The sequence below is a fragment of the Janthinobacterium sp. 67 genome (genome assembly GCF_002797895.1).
GTDB lineage: Bacteria > Pseudomonadota > Gammaproteobacteria > Burkholderiales > Burkholderiaceae_D > Janthinobacterium.
The window spans coordinates 2,999,552-3,021,891 of the sequence record NZ_PGES01000001.1; the positions used below are offsets into that span (position 1 = coordinate 2,999,552).

At 65.6% G+C, this 22,340-nt stretch carries 17 protein-coding genes and 1 tRNA gene; 9 read left to right on the forward strand and 9 right to left on the reverse strand.

Annotated features, from left to right (window positions below):
- The first annotated feature begins 28 nt into the window (after positions 1-28).
- Positions 29-661: a response regulator transcription factor gene (locus tag CLU90_RS13475; protein ID WP_092713834.1), complete on the forward strand. Its 633-nt coding sequence runs from the start codon at positions 29-31 to the stop codon at positions 659-661.
- Here CLU90_RS13475 and CLU90_RS13480 read toward each other — a convergent pair.
- Complete coding sequence (locus CLU90_RS13480) at positions 635-3,709, reverse strand: sensor histidine kinase (protein ID WP_100428155.1); 3,075 nt, start codon at positions 3,707-3,709, stop codon at positions 635-637. The genes CLU90_RS13475 and CLU90_RS13480 overlap by 27 nt on opposite strands.
- A gap of 6 nt (positions 3,710-3,715) precedes the next feature.
- Positions 3,716-4,414 (reverse strand): YoaK family protein, encoded by a 699-nt coding sequence (locus tag CLU90_RS13485; protein WP_092713839.1) that lies wholly within the window; start codon positions 4,412-4,414, stop codon positions 3,716-3,718.
- Positions 4,415-4,659: 245 nt separating this feature from the next.
- Between CLU90_RS13485 and CLU90_RS13490 the strand changes: the two genes are divergently transcribed.
- From CLU90_RS13490 to CLU90_RS13505, 4 genes are all read left to right on the forward strand, one after another.
- Positions 4,660-6,534, forward strand: coding sequence for an amidohydrolase (locus tag CLU90_RS13490; protein ID WP_100428156.1), 1,875 nt, complete (start codon positions 4,660-4,662; stop codon positions 6,532-6,534).
- A gap of 7 nt (positions 6,535-6,541) precedes the next feature.
- Positions 6,542-7,633: a porin gene (locus CLU90_RS13495; protein ID WP_100428157.1), complete on the forward strand. Its 1,092-nt coding sequence runs from the start codon at positions 6,542-6,544 to the stop codon at positions 7,631-7,633.
- 83 nt (positions 7,634-7,716) lie between these two features.
- Entirely contained in the window at positions 7,717-8,544 is an 828-nt protein-coding gene (locus tag CLU90_RS13500; RefSeq protein WP_100428158.1) for an AraC family transcriptional regulator, read from the forward strand.
- Positions 8,545-8,621: 77 nt separating this feature from the next.
- Positions 8,622-9,032, forward strand: coding sequence for a cupin domain-containing protein (locus CLU90_RS13505; RefSeq protein WP_058050509.1), 411 nt, complete (start codon positions 8,622-8,624; stop codon positions 9,030-9,032).
- A gap of 68 nt (positions 9,033-9,100) precedes the next feature.
- Here CLU90_RS13505 and CLU90_RS13510 read toward each other — a convergent pair.
- From CLU90_RS13510 to pepN, 3 genes are all read right to left on the reverse strand, one after another.
- Positions 9,101-9,176: transfer RNA gene (locus CLU90_RS13510), tRNA-Thr, on the reverse strand.
- A gap of 117 nt (positions 9,177-9,293) precedes the next feature.
- Positions 9,294-10,295, reverse strand: a complete 1,002-nt coding sequence (locus tag CLU90_RS13515) for a class 1 fructose-bisphosphatase (protein WP_100428159.1) — start codon at positions 10,293-10,295, stop codon at positions 9,294-9,296.
- A 141-nt stretch (positions 10,296-10,436) separates the two neighbouring features.
- Positions 10,437-13,091 carry an aminopeptidase N gene (pepN, locus tag CLU90_RS13520; protein ID WP_092713925.1) on the reverse strand — a complete coding sequence of 885 codons (2,655 nt, stop codon included), beginning with the start codon at positions 13,089-13,091 and terminating at the stop codon, positions 10,437-10,439.
- 197 nt (positions 13,092-13,288) lie between these two features.
- On the opposite strand from pepN, the gene CLU90_RS13525 reads away from it, so the two are divergent.
- The gene (locus CLU90_RS13525) at positions 13,289-13,918 is read left to right on the forward strand and encodes a DUF4136 domain-containing protein (protein ID WP_092713927.1); all 630 of its coding nucleotides are present in this window, start codon (positions 13,289-13,291) and stop codon (positions 13,916-13,918) included.
- 169 nt (positions 13,919-14,087) lie between these two features.
- On the opposite strand, the gene CLU90_RS13530 is transcribed toward CLU90_RS13525, so the two are convergent.
- The 4 genes from CLU90_RS13530 to CLU90_RS13545 form a co-directional block, all read right to left on the reverse strand.
- Positions 14,088-15,077 (reverse strand): quinone oxidoreductase family protein, encoded by a 990-nt coding sequence (locus CLU90_RS13530; protein WP_092713929.1) that lies wholly within the window; start codon positions 15,075-15,077, stop codon positions 14,088-14,090.
- Positions 15,078-15,099: 22 nt separating this feature from the next.
- Positions 15,100-15,489 carry a methylglyoxal synthase gene (locus tag CLU90_RS13535; RefSeq protein WP_034786684.1) on the reverse strand — a complete coding sequence of 130 codons (390 nt, stop codon included), beginning with the start codon at positions 15,487-15,489 and terminating at the stop codon, positions 15,100-15,102.
- A 28-nt stretch (positions 15,490-15,517) separates the two neighbouring features.
- The gene (locus CLU90_RS13540) at positions 15,518-16,438 is read right to left on the reverse strand and encodes a DMT family transporter (protein WP_092713931.1); all 921 of its coding nucleotides are present in this window, start codon (positions 16,436-16,438) and stop codon (positions 15,518-15,520) included.
- A 267-nt stretch (positions 16,439-16,705) separates the two neighbouring features.
- Positions 16,706-19,177 carry an alkaline phosphatase D family protein gene (locus CLU90_RS13545; protein ID WP_100428160.1) on the reverse strand — a complete coding sequence of 824 codons (2,472 nt, stop codon included), beginning with the start codon at positions 19,175-19,177 and terminating at the stop codon, positions 16,706-16,708.
- A gap of 155 nt (positions 19,178-19,332) precedes the next feature.
- Here CLU90_RS13545 and CLU90_RS13550 point away from each other — a divergent pair, with 155 nt between their 5' ends.
- From CLU90_RS13550 to CLU90_RS13560, 3 genes are all read left to right on the forward strand, one after another.
- Positions 19,333-20,058: a YebC/PmpR family DNA-binding transcriptional regulator gene (locus tag CLU90_RS13550; RefSeq protein WP_100428161.1), complete on the forward strand. Its 726-nt coding sequence runs from the start codon at positions 19,333-19,335 to the stop codon at positions 20,056-20,058.
- Positions 20,059-20,118: 60 nt separating this feature from the next.
- A complete protein-coding gene (gene purD / locus CLU90_RS13555) occupies positions 20,119-21,387 on the forward strand; it encodes a phosphoribosylamine--glycine ligase (RefSeq protein ID WP_046686096.1) in 1,269 nt (422 codons plus the stop codon).
- A gap of 105 nt (positions 21,388-21,492) precedes the next feature.
- Positions 21,493-22,299 (forward strand): hypothetical protein, encoded by an 807-nt coding sequence (locus CLU90_RS13560; RefSeq protein ID WP_157808818.1) that lies wholly within the window; start codon positions 21,493-21,495, stop codon positions 22,297-22,299.
- Positions 22,300-22,340: the final 41 nt, after the last annotated feature.

The window sequence follows — 22,340 nt, forward strand, 5'->3', positions numbered from 1 at the left end:
CGCTAACTCCTCTTTGCCAGACAACACCATGCGCAGCGATACGGCACCGATACGCGTCCTCATCGCCGACGACCACCAGTTGCTGCTCGACGGTATCGCGGCCCTGCTGCGCGCCTTTCCCGGCGTGGTGCTGGTGGGCCAGGCCACCGACGGCCAGCAGGCGGTGCGGCAATTTGACGCGCTGCTGCCCGATGTCACGCTGATGGATTTGCAGATGCCGGTCATGAGCGGCCTTGACGCGATTGGCGCCATCCGCGCGCGCCATCCGCAGGCGCGCATCATCGTGCTGACCACCTACAAGGGCGACACGCAGGTGCTGCGCGCCATCCGTGCGGGCGCGTGCGGCTATGTGCTGAAAAGCGCGCTGCGCCACGAATTGCTGGCGGCGATACAGAACGTGCACGCGGGGCGGCGCCACATCACGCCCGAGATCGAGGCGGAGCTGGCCCTGTATGCGTGCAGCGACGTGCTGTCGAACCGCGAACTGGACGTGCTCAAGCAGGTCGCGCAAGGCAATTCCAACCGCGAAACGGGCGCCCTGCTGCAGATCAAGGAAGAAACCGTCAAGGCGCACATGAGCACCATCCTGGCCAAGCTGGGCGCCAGGGACCGCACCCACGCCGTCACCATCGCGCTACGGCGCGGCATCCTCGACGCCTGAGCGGCGCCAGCGCCGCCACCAGCGGCGCAGCGGGCCTTGCGCCAGCGGCCAGGCGCGGCGCGCCGGCACCCGCAGGCGCCATTGCGTGCCGCCCCCGTCGCGCCCGCCCACGGACAGGCGCGCACCGAGTTTCGCGGCGCGCTCGCGCATGCCGGGCATGCCCCAGTGTCCGGGAATCTGTCCGTTCGCCGCCACCACGGGCGGCAAGCCCTGGCCATCGTCGCGCACGAGCAGTTCGATGCCTCCGCACGCATAGCGCACCGTCACCTCGACCACCTGCGCGCGCGCATGCCGGAAGGCATTGCGCAGCGCCTCGCTGGCGATGCGGTAGATCTCGTGCGCGGCGCGCGCATGCAGCATGCGCGCCTCGCCGTCCTCCGCGTAGCGGAACACGATGCCGTGCTGCGCCGCCAGCCGTTCGCCTTCGCGCTGCAGGATGGCGCTCCAGCGCGCGCCGGCATCGTCGCCGGCGCGCAGGTCGTGCACGTGGTCGCGCCCCTCGCCCAGCATGCGGTCGGCGTCGTCGAGCGCGCGCAGCATGGCGGCGCGCGCGGGATCATCCTCGGCGATGGCCATGCTGGCATTGTGAAAGTGCAGGATCATCGCCTGCGTGCCCTGCAGCAGGGTATCGTGCAGTTCGCGCGCGATGCGTTCGCGCTCGGCCTGCTGCGCCTCCATCCGCGTCTGCAGGCGCGCGGCGTGCTCGCGCAGCCGCCAGCGGTAGGCGCCATACGCGGCCGCCAGCAACGCCGCCGCGCACAGGCTGCGGAACCACCAGGTCTGATAAAAGGCAGGCAGCACGCGGAACGGCAGTTGCGCCACCGCGCTGGCCACGCCGTCGCCATTGATGGCCATCACCTGGAAGCGGTAGGCGCCCGGCCCCAGGCCCGTGTATTGCGCCTGGCGCCGCTCGTCCGCATTCTGCCAGTCCCTGTCGTAGCCTTCGAGCCGGTAGCGGAAGCGCAGGCGGGCCGGTGCGCCCAGGCTGCTGGCGTTGTAGGCGAACTGCACGCCGCGCGTGCCGCCCGGCAGGCGCGCATAATCGGCGACGGCGACGCGCTGGCCATCGACCATCAATGCCCCGATCTCCGTCTGCGGCGCCGGCAGCGGCGGCGCCGGCTGGCGCGGGTCGATCCAGAACGTCGCGCTCTGGCGCGAAAACCAGATTTTGCCATCGTCCGCTTCGGCGATCGAACCGTTATGCAGCAAGCTCATTTTGCCGTTCAAGCCATCGGCGCCATCGTACAACTGCGCCTGCATGGAATGCGACGGGTCGCGCAGGGCCTGCGCCACCTCGGCGGCGGCCGCGCGCACGGCGCCATTGCCCGTATTGAGCCACAGGCTGCCGTCGCGCGCGCGCAGCATGCCGACCACGCCATCGAAAACGCCGGCCGACGCCGCGCGCAGCGATACGAAGCGCCCGTCGCGCCACAGCGCCAGCCCCTGCTGGCCGCCCGCCAGCAGCTGGCCGCCCGTCTCGAGCAGCGCCGGTACCTTGCCCAGGTCCATGCCCTGTGCGGGGCCGTAGCTGGCCAGGCGCCCGCCGTCCAGCACCGCCACGCTGCCGTCCGGATAGGACAGCCACAAACGGCCGGCCGCATCGGCCAGCAACGCCAGCGGCACCTTGCGCCCGCCCTCGGGCAAGGCCGGTTCGCGCCGCCATGCGCCGTCCGCGTACTGGAATACGCCGGCGCCGCTGAAAATCGCCCACAGGCTGCCGTCGGGCGCGTTCACCGCCATGCGCACCCGTTTCAAGGCGGCCGCTTCCGGCGGATAGGCAATCGTCTCGAGCACGCGGCCATCGTCGCCATCGAGCCGCAGCAAGCCGGCACGGGCGCCGACGCGGATGCCGCGCGGCGCCGCCATGATGGCCGTGATCGGTCCCAGCGCGGGCGCGCGCAAGACCTTGCCGTCGTGCGCCGCCAGCATCAGCGGCGTATCGCCCTCCTTCGACAGCCACATGCGCCCGCCGGTGCCGGGCGACAGCTGCTGCGCACGGAAGGCTTCGGGCGCCTCGGGTCCCGCGCGCGCGCTGAGGATCACGGGCGCGGCCTGGCGGAAGCGGTCCAGGCCAGCATACGTGGCGACCCAGACATTGCCTTCGTTGTCGTCGCACAGGGAACCGATCAGCACATTGCTCAAGCCGTCGCGGGGCAGGAACGATTCCGTGTCGCCGCTGATGCCCAGCTGCTGCGGCCCCAGCGCGCCGGCGCTGCGCGTGCGGTGCAAGCCGAACTGGCTGTCGAACCACAAGGTGCCCTGACGGTCGACCAGCATGCTGCCGCTGGTGCCGCTCGTATCGCGGTAGATCCAGCGGTGGTCGAGCCGGTCGTAGCGCTCGAGCGAGTCGATGATGCGGATGCCGCGCAGCTCCAGCAGATACAGGCGGCCGTCCGGTCCCTGCTGCGGCGGCGCGCGCAAGTCGAGGCGGCCCACGGGCGGCGCGAAGCGCGCCTGGCCCGGCTGCCAGATAAACAGGCCCCGTTCGCTGAACACGCCCAGCCTGCCGTCCCGGTCCGCGAACACGGCGGAGGCTTTTTGCGCCGTGTAGCCCTGCGCCGGACCCATCGCCTGCCAGCGCCGGCCGTCGAAGCGCGACACCCCGGCCACGCCGGCGGCCCACACGGCGCCCGTGGCGTCGATGGCGAAACCCCAGACGGAACCGGGCCGCACGCCCTGCGCCTCGCCGTAATTGCGCACCACGCCATCCTTGACATGGCTGATGCCGCCCACTTGCCACCCCACCCACATGCCGCCGTCGGCCGCGCGCTTGAGGGCCAGGGTCACCGTATCGGGAAACGCGCCCTGGCGCGCGCGCAAGGGCTCGAAACGCAGGCCGTCAAAACGCACCAGGCCCGAATGGGTGCCCAGCCACAGGAAGCCATCGCCGCCTTGGGCGATGACGCTGATATCGTCCGGCGCGCCATCCCTGGACGTCCAGCTGGTGTGCTGCAGCTGGTGGATGCCGCGCGCCGCGTCGATGGCCAGTCCGGGAGGACTGAACAACAGCAGCAGCCAGCACAGCGCAGCCAGGACGGGCAGGCGCACGGCCGGTCAGGCGGCAGGCACGGCCGCGCGGCCGCTGCGGTGCTGCACGATGATCAGGCCGGCGAGCAGCAGCAAGGGCACGGCCAGCGCCACGAAGCCGACAGCCAGGTAGGCAAAGGCGGCGGCGATGGCGCCCAGGGCGAACGCTGCCAGCGGCCAGAAGAACTTGCCACAGCGCGCATGGGTGGCGGCATCGGCCGCGCCGCGCAACACGTCGACGGTGTCGATGACGATCTGCGTCACGTTTCCCGTCATCATGGAGGTGGGTGCCAGGTGCGCCAGCAGCAACCGGCTGGTGGCGCTGTGCACGCCCATGGCGGCCGTGCCCAGCAAACCGGCCACCATGGCCATGGAACTGACGTCCTTGCCGATCGGTTCGGCCAGGATGCCAAACACCATGAAGCCGGCCAGCAAGGCCCACTGCAGCAGCATGGCCAGGGTCAGCGACGGGCCGGCGCGGCGCTCGACGGCCAGCACCATCAGGCGCGTGACGGCCACGCCGGCGATAAAGGCGGGAAAAGCGAGAAACTTCAACAGGATGGACACGCGCGATGCGTCCGCCAGGGCGGCGCCGATCAGCACGAAGTTGCCCGTGACATGGGCCGTAAACAGGCCAAAGAGGGCAATAAAACCCAGGGTATCGACATACCCGGCTAAAAATCCCAGGCTGGTGCCGAACAAGCGGCTGTGTGGTGGCTGATCCATCGAATGACTCCCGATACCGTGCAATGCACTAAAAAAAACAAAAAACGCGCCAGGGAAGCGCCCCGGCGCCACTGCCTGCATGGTAAGCCATGCGGCCGGCGGCCGCCCCCGCCATTCGGCCAGTGCGCCACGCTTCACCTGATCTTTTGGCCCGTGTTCAAGCCTGGAACGTCCGCTACACTGGCCGAAGTGACTTTCGCGCCGCGCACGCCGGCCTCCCCGCACCGCAACCATGGAGCTGCACCATGCCAGAACATACCCTCCCCGCCGCCGCCCCCTTGATACTGCTCAACGGCTGTTTCCATACCGTCGATAAAAGCTGCCCGCAAGCGAGCGCGGTGGCCATCGCCGACGGCAAATTCCTCGCCGTGGGCGATGCCGATGACGTCATGCGCCATCGCACGCCCCACAGCCGCGTGGTCGACCTCGGTGGCCGCACGGTGATTCCCGGCCTGAACGACTCGCACCTGCACCTGATCCGCGGCGGCTTGAACTACAACCTGGAATTGCGCTGGGAAGGCGTGCCCTCGCTGGCCGACGCCCTGCGCATGCTGAAGGAACAGGCGCTGCGCACGCCGAACCCGCAGTGGGTGCGCGTCGTGGGCGGCTGGAACGAATTCCAGTTCGCGGAAAAACGCATGCCGACCCTTGATGAAATCAATGCGGCCGCGCCCGACACCCCCGTCTTCATCCTGCACCTGTACGACCGCGCCCTGCTCAACCGCGCCGCCCTGCGCGTGGTCGGCTACGACAAGAATACGCCGAACCCGCCCGGCGGCGAAATCGTGCGCGACGCGGCCGGCAATCCGACCGGCATGCTGATCGCCCGCCCAAACGCCATGATTTTATATGCGACCCTGGCCAAGGGTCCAACCCTGCCGCGCGAATTGCAAGTCAATTCCACGCGCCAGTTCATGCGCGAACTGAACCGGCTTGGCCTGACCAGCGCCATTGACGCGGGCGGCGGCTTCCAGAATTATCCGGAAGACTACGCGGTGGTCGAGGAACTGGCGCAAAAAGAGCAGCTGACGATACGCATCGCCTACAACCTGTTCACGCAAAACAAGGGCCGCGAACTGGAAGATTTCGAGAAATGGACGGAGATGGTCACGCCTGGCCAGGGCGACGATTACTACCGCCACAACGGCGCCGGCGAAATGCTGGTCTTTTCGGCCGCCGACTTCGAGGATTTCCTCGAGCCGCGCCCTGACCTGGCGCCCGGCATGGACGACGAACTGGAAAAGGTCGTGCGCCACCTGGTCTCCAAACGCTGGCCGTTCCGCCTGCACGCCACCTATGACGAATCGATAGCCCGCATGCTGACGGTGTTTGAAAAGGTCAACCGCGATATCCCGTTCGACGGCCTGCACTGGATGTTCGACCACTGCGAAACCATCACGCCGAAAAACATCGACCGGGTCAAGGCGCTGGGCGGCGGCATCGCCATCCAGCACCGCATGGCCTTCCAGGGCGAATACTTTGTCGACCGCTACGGCGCGGAAGCGGCCAAGGCCACGCCGCCCATCGCGCGCATGCTGCAAACGGGCGTGCCCGTCGGCGGCGGCACGGACGCGACCCGGGTCGCCAGCTACAACCCGTGGACGGCGCTGTACTGGCTCGTATCGGGCCGCACCGTGGGCGGCTTGCGCCTGTACGACGCGGGCAGCCGTTTGTCGCGCGATACGGCGCTGGAACTGTGGACGGCGGGCAGCGCCTGGTTCTCCAGCGAGCAGGGCAAGAAGGGCCGCATCCAGGAAGGCATGCTGGCCGACCTGGCCGTGCTGAGCGCGGACTTTTTCAGCATCGATGAAGAGGCGATCAAGTCCATCGAATCCGTGCTCACCATCGTCGGCGGCAAGATCGTCTACGGCCAGGCGGAATTTACGCCACTGGCGCCACCTCCGATTCCCGTGCTGCCCGATTGGTCGCCCGTGAAAAACGTGGCCGGCCACTACCGCGCCGCGCCACCGCAAAAAACCGGCGTCATGCAGCAGCACCAGTGCCAGGGCGCCTGCGGCGTGCACGCTCACGCCCACGACGTGGCGCGCAAGAGTTCCGTGCCCGTCTCCAGCCACTCCGGCTTCTGGGGCGCGCTGGGATGCAGCTGCTTTGCGTTCTGAGGTGCGTATGACGCGCGTGTTTTCATGCGCTGCCGGTGCCCTGGCACTGGCGGCGGCACTGCCCGCCGCGGCACAGGAAAATGTGCAGTTGTACGGCCGCCTGAACGTGGCGCTCGAAGCGCTGCATGCGTCCGGCGGCGGCGACGGCGTGCAGCGCGTCTCCAACAACCGTTCGGTACTCGGTGTTCGCGGCAGCGAAGACCTGGGCGGCGGCTGGCAGGCGCTGTTCCAGGTCGAGGGCACCTTGTCGCCCGACACGGGCGCCGGGTCCATCGCCGCGCGCGACACGCGCGTCGGCATCGCCGGGCCGTGGGGCACGCTGTTTGCCGGCAACTGGACCCTGCCCTACAACAGCGCCACCTCCGCGCTCGACCCGTTCTACCCCACCACGGCCGGCTACATGAGCCTGATGGGCAACGGTGCGGGCGCCACCGAAAACAATACCAGCAACGCGTACTCGTTCGACCGGCGCCAGCAGAACAGCGTGCATTACTGGACGCCGCAGTGGCAGGGCTGGTCGCTGCGCGTGGCGCGCGGCATGGCGGAAGAACGGCCGGCCAGCGGCGCGCATCCGTCACTGACGTCGGCCGCCCTGCTCTACGACGGCGGCGCCCTGTACGCCACCGTGGCGCATGAAGAGCACCGCGACTACCAGGGACGCGCACTGTCCGACCGTGGCAGCAAGCTGGCCATCGCGTGGCGCGTTGACAGCGCCACGCAGCTGGCGGTGGCAGTGGAAAGCCTGCGCTATGCCACGGCGACGGGAGAGCTGCGCCGGCGCACGGCGTATATCTCGGCCACGCGCCAGTTCGGCCGCCATGGCCTGCGTGTCGGCCTGGCCCACGCGCAAAGCGCCAGCGGCAGCGCGCTGGAAACCATCGGCACCGTGCGCGCGGGAGACGGCACGGGCGCCACCCACGCCACCATCGGCTACGACTACCAGCTGTCGAAACGCAGCAGCCTGTATGCCTACTACACGCGGCTGGCCAATGGCCGCAACGGCATCGCCGGCTTTGCCATCAACGGCCTGGGACGCGATGGGGAAACGCAGGGCGCCACCCTGTCGGGCCTGGTGCTGGGGATCAGGCACAACTTCTGAGGCACGGTTTTCGTGGACAGCCCTGCGCGCGGCGCGTACAGTCTGCGTTCCACAACCAGGGCAGGCATCTGCGAACAGACACCATGAAGCAAGCATCAGCACCGGCGCTTGGCGACTGGGTCAAGTGCGCCGAACCGGTACACGGAATCGAACGCATCGAGGCGTGGTTCCAGGGCAAGGCCTATGCCATGCACCGCCACGACACCTACGCCATCGGCCGCACGCTGGCCGGCGTGCAGCGTTTCAGCTATCGCAGGGGTCAGCGCGACAGCCTGCCCGGCAATACCATGATCCTGCATCCCGACGAGGCCCACGATGGCCAGGCCGGTACCGAGGCCGGCTTCCGTTACCGCATGCTGTATATCGAACCGGCGCTGTTCCAGGACGTGCTGGGCGGACGCGCCTTGCCCTTCATCGAAGGCGGCGTGTCGACCGATCCCCGCCTGGCGGCGGCCACCTGCGCCCTGCTGCCGCACGACGGCCATCCGCTCGAAGCGCTGGAACAAAGCGAGGCGCTGGCCGAACTGGCGCATGCGCTGGCGGCGGCGGCCGGCACGCCGGCGCAGCGTCCAAAAGGCGACTACCTGGCGGCGCGGCGCGCGCGCGACTACCTGCAGGCGCACTGCACGCGCGCCGTCACCCTGGAGGAACTCGAAGCGGCGACGGGACGCGACCGCTGGAGCCTGTCGCATGACTTTCGCGTTTTCCATGGCACCAGCCCATACCGCTATCTGACGATGCGGCGCCTGGAAATGGTGCGGCGCCTGCCCTTGGGTGGCGCCACGCTCGCCTCGGCCGCCATGGCGGCAGGCTTTGCCGACCAGAGCCACATGACGCGGCATTTCCTGAAAACCCATGGACTCACGCCCGGCCGCTGGCTGCGTTACGCTGGCGGCGCCAGCACACGCTGAAAACACCCACGATCGTTCAATACGGCTGGCAAGCGCCTGCGTATTCTGGCTGCATCGCCACTTGAACGGAGTACAGCATGCCAGACACCACCACCACGCGCGGCCAGGGCCAGTCCATCGACCTGGCAGGCAAGATCGACCTGATCGACGGGCATTGGCAGCCGCGCGTCATCGCCGAAATGAATGACTACCAGTTCAAGGTCGTCAAGGTATTCGGTCAATTCCAGTGGCACCGGCATGCCGATACGGATGAAACCTTCATCGTGCTGGACGGCGAATTGCGCATCGCCCTGCGCGGCCCTGGCTATGCGCAAGGACACGCCATCGTGCTGACTGCCGGCCAGATGGCGGTGGTGCCCAAGGGCGTGGAACACAAGCCGTGCGCCCTTGCCGAAACGAGGCTGCTGCTGATCGAGCCGCGCGGCGTGGTCAACACGGGCGACGGCGGCGCGGGCGAGCGCACGGTGGAGAACGATCAGTGGATATGACGCCGGAAGGATGACAAAAACAAAAAACCCGCTGACTTTTGCAAGTGAGCGGGTTTTCTGATGAAACTTGGTGCCGTTGGCCGGAATCGAACTGGCGACCTTCACATTACGAATGTGCTGCTCTACCAACTGAGCTACAACGGCGAAGACCCACATTCTACAAACAATGCACAAAATTTGCTAGTGTCAACGCGAACTTTTTTGCATTTTTTTAGCGGCCCGGCTGCGGGCCGCTGAAAATCGTGGGAAAGTGCCGTTTTTTTACTCAGCGTGGTAGGCCGTGACGCGGGCCACTTCGTCCTTCGAGCCGAGGAAGACGGGCACGCGCTGGTGCAGCTTGTGCGGGACGATGTCCATGATGCGCTGCTGGCCGTCGGTGGCGGCGCCGCCAGCCTGTTCGACGATGAAGGCCATCGGGTTCGCTTCGTACATCAGGCGCAGCTTGCCCGGCATCGACGTGTCGCGCAGGTCGGCCGGGTACATGAAGATGCCGCCGCGGTTCAGGATGCGGTGCACGTCGGCCACCATCGAGGCGATCCAGCGCATGTTGAAGTTGGTGCCGCGCGGGCCCGTGTCACCGGCCAGCAGTTCGTCGACATAGCGCTTCACGGGCGGATGCCAGTGGCGCGCGTTCGACATATTGATGGCGAATTCCTTCGTCGTCGGCGGAATCTGCATATTGCTTTGCGTGAGGACCCACGAACCCATCTCGCGGTCCAGGGTGAAGCAATTCACGCCATTGCCGAAGGTCAGCACCAGCATGGTTTGCGGGCCGTACACGGCGTAGCCGGCCGCCACTTGCTTGGCGCCTGCCTGCATGAAATCCTTTTCCGTCGGCTCGCCCATGCCTTCCGGCGCTTTCAGCACGGAGAAGATGGTGCCGATGGAGACGTTGACGTCGATGTTCGACGAGCCATCCAACGGGTCGAACAGCAGCATGTATTCGCCCTTCGGATAGCGGTTCGGGATCGGGTGGATCGACTCCATCTCTTCCGACGCCATGGCCGCCAGGTGGCCGCCCCATTCATTCGCTTCCAGCAGGATCTCGTTGGAGATGATGTCGAGCTTTTTCTGCACTTCGCCCTGCACGTTTTCCGTGTCGGCCGTGCCCAGCACTTCACCGAGCGCGCCCTTGCTGACGGCATGGCTGATGGTCTTGCAGGCGCGCGCGACGACTTCGATCAGCAGGCGCAGTTCGGCCGGAATGCTGTTGTTCGAGCGCTGCTCTTCAACCAGGTATTGCGTAAGACTGATGCGTTTCATGAATTCCCTTAGTTAGTTTTAAATATGTCTCGTTCGGTGCCTGTCGGCTTACGCGCCGCTGGCGCTAAGCCGACCTACAAATAATGAATCCCGTTGCATACGTAGGTCGGATTAGCCCGCAGGGCGTCATCCGACGTGCAATCAATTGGCCAGCGCCTTGCTGACCACTTCCATCACGTCGTTCGACAAGCTGGCCTGGCCGGCGACTTTTTCCAGCGCGTCGCGCATGGGGCTTTGCAGCGCGGGCACGTAACGGCGCCAGCGGTCCATCGAGCGCGCCAGGCGGGCCGCCACTTGCGGGTTCAGGGCGTCGAGGGCGATGACCTGCTCGGCCCAGAAGGCGTAGCCGCTGCCGTCTTGCGCATGGAACTGCGATGGATTGCCGTTGGTGAAATTGAAGATCAGGCTGCGCGCGCGGTTCGGATTTTTCAGGGTGAAGGCCGGATGCGTCATCAGCTGGCGCACGGCTTGCACGTCGGTCGTGGGCGCGGCGGCCTGCATGGCGAACCACTTGTCGACCACCAGCGCCTCGTTCTCGAAGTCGGTATAGAAACTGGTCAGGGCCGCCTGCGCATGCGGCTGCGAGCCGGAATGAATCAGCGCCGCCAGCGCCGCGGCGCGGTCCGTCATGTTGCCGGCATTGTCGAACTGCAGACGCGCCAGGTCCAGCTCTTGCGCGCCTGGCGCGATCAGCAGATACGACAGGGCCAGGTTCTTCAGCGCGCGCTTGCCGGCCGACAGGGCGTCGGGGCTGTACTCGCCCGGCGTCTGGTTGGCGTGGTACTGCGCCAGCAGTTCCGGCTTCAGGGCCGCGGCAATCGTGCGGCGCATGAACTGGCGCGCCGCGTGGATCGCTTGCGGGTCGACTTGCGCCATGCGCTCGGCGATGATGGTTTCCGACGGCAGGATCAGGGCCAGCTCGCGGAAGGCGGGATCGAGCGTGTCGTCGGCCAGCAAGGCGCGCTGCGCTGCGATGAAGGTGTCGTCCAGCGCCAGGGTCTCGCCGGCGGCAACGGCGGCCGTCAGTTTCAGCAGGCGCTCCATGGCCAGGCGTTGGCCCGCTTCCCAGCGGTTCACGGGGTCGCTGTCGTGGCGGAACAAGTGCAGCAACTCGGCGTCCGTATAGCCGTATTCGAGCACCACGGGCGCGGAAAAGTCGCGCAGCAGCGACGGCACGGGCACTTCCATCACGTCCGTGAAGCGGAAAGTCTGCGACGCCTGCGTCAATTCCAGCACGACGCTGGTGGCGCCATGGGCTGCCACGCCATCGACGTGCAGCGGCATATCGCGGCCATCGGCAGCCAGCAAGCCGACGGTGACGGGAATGTGGAACGGCAGTTTTTTCGGCTGGCCCGGCGTGGCGGGGCAGCTTTGCGCCAGGGTCAGCTCGAACGTCCGGCTGGCCGCATCGTAGCGCGTGGAAGCGCTGACGATGGGCGTGCCGGCCTGGCTATACCAGCGTTCGAATTGCGTGAAGTCGCGGCCATTCGCGTCGGCCATGGCGGCGCGGAAGTCGTCGCACTGGACGGCCTGGCCATCGTGGCGTTCAAAATACAGGTCCATGCCCTTGCGGAAGCCATCGCGGCCCACGAGGGTCTGGTACATGCGCACCACTTCGGCGCCTTTTTCATAGATAGTAACGGTATAAAAGTTATTGATCTCGACAAAGGAGTCGGGACGCACGGGATGGGCCATCGGACCCGCGTCTTCAGGGAACTGCGCCTGGCGCAGGGTGCGCACCTGGTCGATGCGCGTGACGGCGCGGCCCGTGTCCGTGCCGATCATGTCGGCCGAGAATTCCTGGTCGCGGAAGACCGTCAAGCCTTCCTTCAGCGACAGCTGGAACCAGTCGCGGCACGTCACGCGATTACCGGTCCAGTTGTGGAAGTATTCATGGCCCACCACCGCTTCGATGCCCGCGTAATCGACGTCGGTCGCCACGCGCGAATTGGCCAGCACGTACTTGGTGTTGAAGATGTTCAAGCCCTTGTTTTCCATGGCGCCCATGTTGAAGTCGCCCACGGCGACGATCATGAAGCGGTCCAGGTCCAGTTCCAGGCCGAAGCGTTCCTCGTCCCAGCGGATCGAATTTTTCAGCGACTGCATGGCGTAGTCGGTCTTATCGAGGTTGCCCTCTTCCACCCACACTTGCAGCAGCACTTCGCGGCCCGACTTCAAGGTGTAGCGCTCTTCCTGGCACACCAGGCGCGCGGCGACGAGCGCGAACAGGTACGATGGCTTCTTGAACGGGTCTTCCCACTTGGCGTAATGGCGGCCGTCGCCCAGGTCGCCCTCTTCGATCAGGTTGCCGTTCGATAGCAGCACCGGATATTGTTCCTTGTCGGCGCGCAGCATGACCGTGTACTTGGCCATCACGTCCGGGCGGTCCGGGAAGAAGGTGATGCGGCGGAAGCCTTCCGCTTCGCACTGCGTGAAGAAATTATGGTTCGATACGTACAGGCCCGACAGCGAGGTATTGTCCTGCGGCGCCAGCACGGTCTCGATATCGAGCAGCACCTCGTCCGGTGCCTTGGGGATGGTCAGCATGCCGGCCGTCAGCTTGTACTGCGACGGTTTCAGCACCTTGCCATTCAGGCGCACCATCACCAGTTCGATGTGTTCGCCGTGCAATTCGATGCTGCGGCTGGTACTGGCCCGGTTGTGGCGCATGCGGATCCGGCTCGCCACCACTGTGCGGGCGGGATCAAGATCGAAACCAAGTTCGACGCTGTCGACCAGGAAGCTGGGCGGCGTGTAATCTTTGCGGTAAATCGTCTGAGGGCTGTCTGTGCGCATAGGGATTTGGGTGGGAGCGGAGGCAAAAGCCTATTTTACCAACACCAGCCCCCGATAGTCGCGATTCGGCTCAGGAATGTTGGATTCCCTTACAGGCCGACATGCTCCGTAACATTCTGTAATAATGAATAGAAACAAATAGAACTATTCTTATAATACTAAGCGATGAATTGTGTCTACTATCAGGAGGTCATGCAATGAAACGTTATCTCACCATCATGATGGCCGCATTGACCGTGTTGCTGACCGGATGCGCCACCACCATACGCAGCGATGTGACCGTCTTCCATGAATGGCCTGCGCAATTGCAGGACAAATCATATGTATTCGAAGCGCCAGTGGCGGAAAACGATACGCTGGAATACCGCAGCTACCAGAACCTGGTGCGCGCGGAACTGGCAAAACACGGCTTCGGCGAAGCTTCCGGCCCTGCGGCAGCCAATTTGCGCGTAGCAATGGATTTCTCCACCGTCGATTATCCTGAGCGCGTGCTGCAGACCACGGACCCATTCTGGTATGGCCCCGGCTACTGGCCTGGCCGCTATGGCTACCGCTACGGCGCATGGCCAGGCTATGGCCGCTTCGGCTACAACCCCTACTGGTATGGCCCGCTGGACGTGGAAGAAAGCGTGCGCCACAAATACGAACGCGAATTGCGCATCACGATCAACGACCGCAACGGCAAGAAACTGTACGACGTGACCGTGCAATCGACCAGCAACAAGCGCGCCACGTCGCAAGTGATGCCGGCCATGGTGGCCAGCGCCTTTGCCGATTTCCCCGGCCAGAGCGGCGTGCCCCGTAAAGTCGAAGTCAAGATAGAGTAATGACGCGGCAATACAAAAAACCGGCTGGCGCAGCAATGCACCAGCCGGTTTTTTTTCACCTAAGAATAATACGCCTCGGCGGCAAAAGTCAGTGCGCCGATCAGGGCCACGGCCAACAACAGCACGATCAGCAGGCGGCCGAACTTCGGTGTGCCGTCACTGCCGCCGCTCATGGCACGATGACGGTCGAACCGGTCGTCTTGCGCGCTTCCAGGTCCGTGTGCGCCTGGGCGATATGGGCCAGGCTGTAGCGCTGGTTGATCTCGATCTGCACTTCGCCGCTGCTGACGACGCCGAACAGCGAGGTGGCCATCTCTTCCAGGTTGGCGCGGTTCGAGGCATAGCTGAACAGGGCCGGACGCGTGAGGAACAGCGAACCGCGCGAGGCCAGCTCGCTCAGCGTAAACGCCGGCACGGGGCCAGACGCGTTGCCGAAGCTGACCATCATGCCCAGCGGCGCCAGGCAGTCGAGCGAGCCGATGAACGTATCCTTGCCGATGGAATCGTAGACGACGGAGACACCCTTGCCGCCCGTGATCTCGCGCACGCGCTCGACGAAGTTTTCCGTGTTGTAGTTGATGACGTGTGCCGCGCCATGCGCCTTGGCCAGCGCCACCTTGTCATCGGAACCGGCCGTGCCGATCAGGTTCACGCCCAGCACTTTCGCCCACTGGCAGGCGATCAGGCCCACGCCGCCCGCGGCCGCGTGGAACAGGATGGTGTCGCCCGCCTTCAGGGCCACCGTGCGGTGGAACAGGTATTGCACCGTCAAGCCTTGCAGCATCATGGCGGCCGCCGTATCGAAAGCGATGCGCTCGGGCAGTACCAGCAGCAGAGCCGCCGGCAGGTTGCGCTGCTGCGCATACGCGCCATTGATGCGCGCCGCATACGCCACCCGGTCGCCGACCTTCACTTCCGTGACGCCCTCGCCCACCGCCTCGACGATGCCCGCGCCCTCGACGCCGAGACCATTGGGCAGCGGCTGCGGGTACAGGCCCGTGCGGAAATACACGTCGATGAAGTTGAGGCCGATGGCCTCGTGTTTCACGCGCGCCTCACCGGGACCGGGCGGCGGCAGTTCCACGTCCACGTATTCCATCACTTCCGGGCCGCCCGTGCGCTGCACGCGGATGGCCTTGGTGGTAATCGTTGCGCTCATGCTATCTCCTCGTATAGGTGGATCAGGCGGCCGCGCTGGCGCGCGCCTGCAGCTGCGACAGCACCAGGTGCGCCGACGACAGATTCGTTGCGCACGCCACGTTGTGCACGTCGCAGGCGCGCACCAGGGCGTTGATGTCCGGCTCGTGCGGCTGCGGCGTCATCGGGTCGCGCAGGAAGATCACGCAATCGATCAAGCCTTCCACCAGCAGCGAGCCGATCTGCAAGTCGCCGCCGAACGGACCCGAATGCTTGCGCTCGACCGCCAGCCCCAGTTCATTGATCAGGCGCCCGCCCGTGGTGCCCGTGGCCGACAGTTCGCAACCCTTCAAGAAATCCAGGTATTCGCCCGCCAGGGTAATCATGTCATCTTTTTTCTTGTCGTGGGCAATCAGGGCGATGCGTGTTTTCATGGTGAGGACTTTTCAGTGGGTGGAGGAATTATTTCTTTTTCGACAGCAAGTAAATACCGGCCAATACCAGGCTGGTGCCAGCCAGTTGCCAGTTGGTGATCGGTTCGTCGAGGATCATGGCGCCCAGGAACAGGGTCGACACGGGGCCGATCATGCCCGCCTGCGAAGCGACGGGCGCGCCGATGCGCTCGACGGCGATCATTGTCATGAAGACGGGCATCACCGTGCAAAAGATGCCATTGAGCAATGACAAACCATACACGGGCATGGGCTGTATCAGCAGTTCGACAGGGCGCAAAATGAAAAACTGGGCGATGCAGGCAAAGCTGGCCACGCACATCGCGTAGCTGACCAGACGCATCGAACCGATGCGTTTCACCAGTTCACCCGAGCCCAGCAGATACACGGCATACGAACAGGCCGAGCCCAGCACCAGGGTCGAACCCAGCGCCACATTGCTGGCCCCGCCCTGCAAGTCGTGCACGAACACGAGCACGATGCCGCAGTAGGAGGTGAGCAAGGCCAGCCACTGCAGGCGGCTGATGCTCTGCTTGAAGTACACGGTGGTAATCAGGAGCACGAAGGTGGGCGTGAGGAACAGGATCAGGCGCTCGAGCCCCACGGAAATGTATTGCAGGCCCAGGAAATCCAGATAGCTGGACAGGTAATAGCCGACGAGACCCAGCCCGACGAGGCGCAGGCGGTCGCGGTTTGATAACGGCGGCTCCGTGCGCATCTTCCAGTACGCGATGACGGCGAACACGGGCAGCGAAAAGATCATCCTGAAGGCGATCAGGGTAACGGCGTCGATCTGGTAGCGGTACAGCAGCTTGGCGACGATGGCCTTGGTGGAAAACAGCACCGCCCCGCCCACGGCGATGGCCAGGCCACCGAGGTAGACGGAACGGGGAAGCGAAGACGGGGTTGCTTGCGGGGAACTGGAGCTCATGTCCAGATTGTAAGGCAAAAGCCAAAGACGGCTGCAACGCCCATGCCGGTGGCGCAGGTCGGGGTAGATCGGGTTAGCCCAAAGGGCGTAATCCGACAACAACCACATGGCAAGCCAACACCACCAGCCGCGCCAACCATGTTGTCGGTTTACGCGCGGCTTTGCCGCGCTAATCCGACCTACGCTTGCCCCCCCCAAAAGCGCACAGGTCAGGCGTAGGTCGGGTTAGCCCAAAGGGCGTAACCCGACAACATCCCAGTGCAGCATTTAGGAGACAACCACCGCCGCCGCGCCCGCCGTCACCGTCGCCGTCGTCACGCGGGCAATCACGTTCGACGGTGCCGCCGTACCGATCAGCTTATTCACCTGCTTGAACTGCGCCACCAGCTTGCCCGGCGTTACAGTGACCACCGTGTAGCCCTGCGCATCCGTGTTCAGATGCTTGATCCACGGGTTGTTGCCCAGGCCGGACAATTGCTGCGCCAGGCCCAGCAGGGTCGTGCTGAAGTCAGTGCTCGCTTTCAAGCCGGCCTGCACGGCGGCGACCGTCGCGTCCAGTTGCGCTTCCGGTACGCCCTTGGCGGCCAAGGCGCCGCGCAGCTGCACACGCAATTGCTCCAGCAGGCTGTCGACGGTGGGCGCCGCCTTGCCCATGGTGTAGTCGAGCAGGTTGATGTCGAGATTGACCGTGCCCAGGCCCGTGACGGGAATGGCCAGCGGATAGCTGACGAGGGTGCCGATATCGCCCATGCTGCCGGCCGCCGACTTCAGGTAGCTGAAGAAAGAGTCCGAGCTGACGCCGGCCGACACCAGGTCCACCATGACGGGCGTGCCGCCGCCTGCCGCGTCGAAATCGTCGCTGACGGTGCCGGCAAAGAACGAGTGGATATCGCCGGTCAGCGCCACCACGTTGCCGATGGCGTTCGTTTTCAGATGCGCCATCAGGTTCTTGCGCTCGCTGTTGTAGCCGTCCCACTGGTCGCAATTGAGCAGGAAGCGCGTGAAGAATGGCGCCAGCGCCGCTTGCTGGCCCGATGCGGCGACAAAGCTCGAGGCCGCGCCCTTGGCCTGCACGTCGGGCTTGATCCAGCCGAAGGCGATCACTTGCGCGGCGGCGGCCGGCGAGGCGCTGTTGTAGGCGGCCACCGTGATGCCGGCCTGGGCCGCGCTCAAGCCGGCGCCCACGGCAGCGGCGCCCTGGGCGCTGGCGTTCGCTGCCGCGCCGGCAATGGCCATGGCCGCCGCTTGCGCCACGTTTTGCGCCGCGCCCGCCGTGGAAGCTGCCACGATGGCGGACGCCAGCGGCACGCTGCCGCCCACCAAAGGCAGGGTGCTGGCGATGGCCTGGCCCACCTTGCTCATGGCGCTCAGCGCCAGCAAGGTGGCGATCGCATCCGTGCCATTCAAGCCCATGCGCAGCAGGGACACTTCATTGCCCCACAGTTTCCAGGTGGAGGTCGCCGCCTTCATCTTGCTTTTCCACCAGTCGCGCTGCGTGCTGCCCAGCATGCCGACAGCGGCCAGCGGGTCGGCGCCGGCCTTGGTGGCGGCCGCCATTTTCTGCCCTTCCACGCTGTCGAACAGCGCTTGCGGCACCAGGTAGCGGCTGCCGATGCTGCCCAGCGGCTTGCCCGTGGCCGGGTTGATGGTCGACTCGGCGATCGCATGGTCGGCGCGGTACAGGCGCTCGTCCGTCATCACCAGCTGCATCAGTTTGCCGAACTGGAAATCGCGATAGATCTGGATGTTCTGGAACGTGGTCGCGGCGCCATCGAACGTGACGTCGGCCGGCATGTATTCGAACCAGGCCTGGTTGGCGCTGCGGCGGCGGACCGGCTGGTGCAGATCGCTGCCGTCAAGCGCCACGATGCCTTCGTAGGTGGACGCATCCTGCCAGGCGTCGTCCGTGAATTCATGGTCATCCCAGATGGCGATGAAGGCAAAGCGCTCGTGCACGGCTTGCAGGCGCGCATCGGTGCGGTATTTCTTGTACAGGTAGCGGTAATCGGCCACGGTGGTCGCGTATTTCGCGCCGGACGTGCCGCTCTTGAACGTGCCGTCCGGCAGTTTCAGCTGGTCGTGGCGGCTTTCCACGGCCCCGCTCTGGAAGCCCTCGCCCACCGTTTCATAGATGTAGTCGCCCAGGTGGACGATGAAATCGAGGTTTTCATTGGCCGCGATGTGCGACAGCGCGCCCCAGTGGTTGATGCTCCAGTCCTGGCACGTCAGGTAGGCGAACTGCAGCTGCGCCACGTCGCTAGTGGCGGCGGGCGCCGTCTTGAAGCGGCCCACGTTCGAGCGCACGTCGCCGGCGATGAACTGGTAAAAATACACCTGGCCCGGCTGCAGGCCCGTCACCTTGTGGCGCAGGGTATTGTCGAAATCGGCTTTCAGGGGCAGTTTCGCGTCGACGATGGGCGTGCCGGCCAGGACCGTGTTGCCGCCCAGGGCGGCCGTATTGTCGGCGGCGCTGACGATCAGGCGCACGGCCACGTCGGCCTTGCCGGCCACGGCGGGCGCGACGGCGTCGAAACTGGCGGGCACGACGCGCGTCCACAGCATGGCGCTGTCGGCGCGCGGGTCGCCCGAGGCCACGCTTTGCGGGAATTTCCAGTCGCCGCCCGAGGCCAGCGGCACGCCGGGATCGCTGTAGTCGGTGCTGCCGCAGGCGGCCAGGCCGACGGTGGCCACGGAGACGGTAATGAAGCCGCCCAATTTCAGAAATTGCCGTCTGTCCATTTGACTTGCCATGATGTCGCGCCCTCGATATGGTGAAAGCGCGTCACTTTAGCAACAGATTGTGTCATCCTGATGACGGGGCCATGCCGCTTCGCAAGGGGCCGATATGCTAAAATATCGGCCACAATTGAACACCCGTCTAAGGAAGATTCGACATGGCAGGACATAGCAAATGGGCCAATATCAAGCATAAAAAGGCTGCCACCGATGCCAAGCGCGGCAAAATCTGGACGCGCCTGATCAAGGAAATCACGGTTGCGGCCCGCATGGGCGGTGCCGACGCCATCACCAATCCGCGCCTGCGCCTGGCCGTCGACAAGGCGGCTGATGCCAATATGCCGAAAGACAACGTCCAGCGCGCGATCAACCGCGGCAGCGGCGGCGTCGATGGCGCCAACTACGAAGAAGTGCGCTACGAAGGCTACGGCGTGGGCGGCGCGGCCGTCATCGTCGAATGCATGACCGACAACAAGGTGCGCACGGTGGCCGAAGTCCGCAACGCCTTCAACAAGAACGGCGGCAACATGGGCAACGAAGGCTCCGTCGCCTTCATGTTCCAGCACTGCGGCCAGCTGCTGTTCGCGCCGGGTACCGACGAGGACAAGCTGATGGAAGCGGCCCTGGAAGCGGGCGCCGACGACGTCATCGCCGATGAAGAAGGCGGCTTTGAAGTGGTGACGCCCGTGCACGATTTCGCCGCCGTCAAGGAAGCGCTGGAAGCGGCCGGCTTCAAGGCCGAAGTGGCCGAAGTCATCATGAAACCGGCGACGGAAACCGTGTACGCGGGCGACGACGCCATCAAGATGCAAAAGCTGATCGATGCGCTGGAACTGCTGGACGACGTGCAGGAAGTGTTTACCAACGCGTTAATAGAGAATTAATCACTCTGTACTCAAGGGCGGCACCGCCGCCCTGCAACCCACATTGAACGAACGGTCCCTATGAAAATTCTGGTAGTCGGCTCTGGCGGCCGCGAACACGCCCTGGCCTGGAAACTGGCCCAGTCCGAACGCATACAGATGGTGTATGTCGCGCCGGGCAACGGCGGCACCGCGCGCGATGCGCGCCTGGTCAATCTCGACATCAGCGATCCGCAATTGCTGGCCGACTTCGTTCAGCAGGAACACATCGGCCTGACGGTCGTCGGCCCGGAAGTGCCGCTGGCGGCCGGCATCGTCAACCTGTTCCGCTCGCGCGGCCTGAAAATCTTCGGCCCGACGAAAGAAGCGGCGCAGCTGGAATCGTCGAAGGACTTCGCCAAGGCCTTCATGCAGCGCCACGGCATCCCGACGGCCGCCTACCAGACGTTCTCCGACGTCGCTCCGGCGCACGCCTACATCGACGCCATGGGCGCGCCCATCGTCATCAAGGCCGACGGCCTGGCCGCCGGCAAGGGCGTCGTCGTTGCCATGACCCTGGAAGAAGCGCACCAGGCGGTCGACATGATGCTGTCCGATAACCAGTTCGGCGACGCCGGCGCGCGCATCGTCATCGAGGAATTCCTCGCCGGCGAAGAAGCGAGCTTCATCGTCATGTGCGACGGCAAGAACATCCTGCCGCTGGCCACCAGCCAGGATCATAAACGCCTGAAGGACCACGACCAGGGCCCGAACACGGGCGGCATGGGCGCGTATTCGCCGGCGCCGATCGTCACGCCGGCCATGCATGCGCGCGTCATGCGCGAAATCATCGTGCCGACCATCCAGGGCATGGCCAAGGATGGCATCACGTTCACGGGCTTCCTGTACGCGGGCCTGATGATCGACGACAAGGGCACGCCGAAGACGCTGGAATTCAACTGCCGCATGGGCGACCCGGAAACGCAGCCGATCATGGCGCGCCTGAAAACGGACCTGGTCACCGTCATGGAACACGCCGTCAACGGCACCTTGGACGCCGTGGAACTGGAATGGGACCGCCGCACGGCCGTTGGCGTCGTGATGGCCGCCGCCGGTTACCCGGACGATCCCGTCAAGGGCACGGCGATCGGCGACATCCCGGCCGAAACGCCGGACTCCGTCACCTTCCATGCGGGCACCCGCATCGACGGCGAACGCCTGGTCACCAACGGCGGCCGCGTGCTGTGCGTGGTGGGCTTGGGCGACAGCATCAAGATGGCGCAGAAGCAGGCGTATGAAACCGTGGAAAAAATCCATTTCGACGGCGCGCAGTACCGCCGCGACATCGGCTGGCGCGGCCTGAAGCACTAAGCAGGCCGCTTGCGGCAAACGGCGGGGCCGGCGCGGAAGTCATCCGCCCCGGCCCCGTTTGCATGGGCGCGCCGAAAAAACGGGCCTTGCGCTAAGATGCGGCCCATGCCCAGCCACATCCATCCTTCCCTCGCCCAGGTGCGCCGGCTCGGCCTGATCACGGCCGAGGAACTCGACGACGCCATCGCCGAACTCGACATCATCGAACTGCAGCGCAAGCACAACGAAGAAGAGGATATCGACGTGCCGGAACTGGCCGCCGGTGCGGGGCCCGTCGACACCCTGGCATGGCTGCTGCGCACGGACCTGCTGCCACAGGACGCCTTCCTGCAGCGGGTGCGCGAGCTGCCGCGCCAGCATGACGGCGCGGCACTGCTCGAACGCCAGCAACTGGCCGCCGATGCGCTGCGGCAGGTGAACCGCCACGCCATCGACGCCCTGTACGACGAAGACGTGATCGACCAGTGGCAGCGCGACGCCGCGCACGCCAGCCTGCCGACGGACCGCCTGCTCGCCTCGCCAGTCGCCGCCTTGCGCGACATGCTCCGGCGAGGCACCTTGTCCGCAGCCCAATTCGAGGCCCTGCGCCTGCGCACCCGCCAGCGCGGCTCCGAGCTGGCCCGCATCATCGTCGACGCCGCCGCGCGCCAGGCCCGCCGCGAGCGCCCCGCGCATGCGCGCCCGGGAACGTGGGTGAAAGCCGCGCTGCTGGTGCTGCTGCTGGCATTGGCGGCCAGCGCCATTATCAGCAAGCAGGCGCCCTCTCCCGCCGCCATCGCCGGGCACGGCATAGCGCGGCCTGACCTGCAACAGAACGCCGCGCACGCCGTCGAAAGCACACGTCCGCCCGGCGCCGGGCCGGAGCTCTCCATCACCGTGGTGCAGGACGACGCCCCGCCACCGGCGCCCTGAGCCACAACGCACTTCCCGCGCAGGCAGCCATGATGGCATAC

Bases quoted from the DNA above. Each gene is read 5' to 3' on its own strand.
- CLU90_RS13475 (WP_092713834.1), top strand. From the start codon at position 29: ATGCGCAGCGATACGGCACCGATACGCGTCCTCATCGCCGACGACCAC.
- CLU90_RS13485 (WP_092713839.1), bottom strand. From the start codon at position 4,414: ATGGATCAGCCACCACACAGCCGCTTGTTCGGCACCAGCCTGGGATTT.
- CLU90_RS13490 (WP_100428156.1), top strand. From the start codon at position 4,660: ATGCCAGAACATACCCTCCCCGCCGCCGCCCCCTTGATACTGCTCAAC.
- CLU90_RS13495 (WP_100428157.1), top strand. From the start codon at position 6,542: ATGACGCGCGTGTTTTCATGCGCTGCCGGTGCCCTGGCACTGGCGGCG.
- CLU90_RS13500 (WP_100428158.1), top strand. From the start codon at position 7,717: ATGAAGCAAGCATCAGCACCGGCGCTTGGCGACTGGGTCAAGTGCGCC.
- CLU90_RS13505 (WP_058050509.1), top strand. From the start codon at position 8,622: ATGCCAGACACCACCACCACGCGCGGCCAGGGCCAGTCCATCGACCTG.
- CLU90_RS13515 (WP_100428159.1), bottom strand. From the start codon at position 10,295: ATGAAACGCATCAGTCTTACGCAATACCTGGTTGAAGAGCAGCGCTCG.
- pepN (WP_092713925.1), bottom strand. From the start codon at position 13,091: ATGCGCACAGACAGCCCTCAGACGATTTACCGCAAAGATTACACGCCG.
- CLU90_RS13525 (WP_092713927.1), top strand. From the start codon at position 13,289: ATGAAACGTTATCTCACCATCATGATGGCCGCATTGACCGTGTTGCTG.
- CLU90_RS13530 (WP_092713929.1), bottom strand. From the start codon at position 15,077: ATGAGCGCAACGATTACCACCAAGGCCATCCGCGTGCAGCGCACGGGC.
- CLU90_RS13535 (WP_034786684.1), bottom strand. From the start codon at position 15,489: ATGAAAACACGCATCGCCCTGATTGCCCACGACAAGAAAAAAGATGAC.
- CLU90_RS13540 (WP_092713931.1), bottom strand. From the start codon at position 16,438: ATGAGCTCCAGTTCCCCGCAAGCAACCCCGTCTTCGCTTCCCCGTTCC.
- CLU90_RS13545 (WP_100428160.1), bottom strand. From the start codon at position 19,177: ATGGACAGACGGCAATTTCTGAAATTGGGCGGCTTCATTACCGTCTCC.
- CLU90_RS13550 (WP_100428161.1), top strand. From the start codon at position 19,333: ATGGCAGGACATAGCAAATGGGCCAATATCAAGCATAAAAAGGCTGCC.
- purD (WP_046686096.1), top strand. From the start codon at position 20,119: ATGAAAATTCTGGTAGTCGGCTCTGGCGGCCGCGAACACGCCCTGGCC.
- CLU90_RS13560 (WP_157808818.1), top strand. From the start codon at position 21,493: ATGCCCAGCCACATCCATCCTTCCCTCGCCCAGGTGCGCCGGCTCGGC.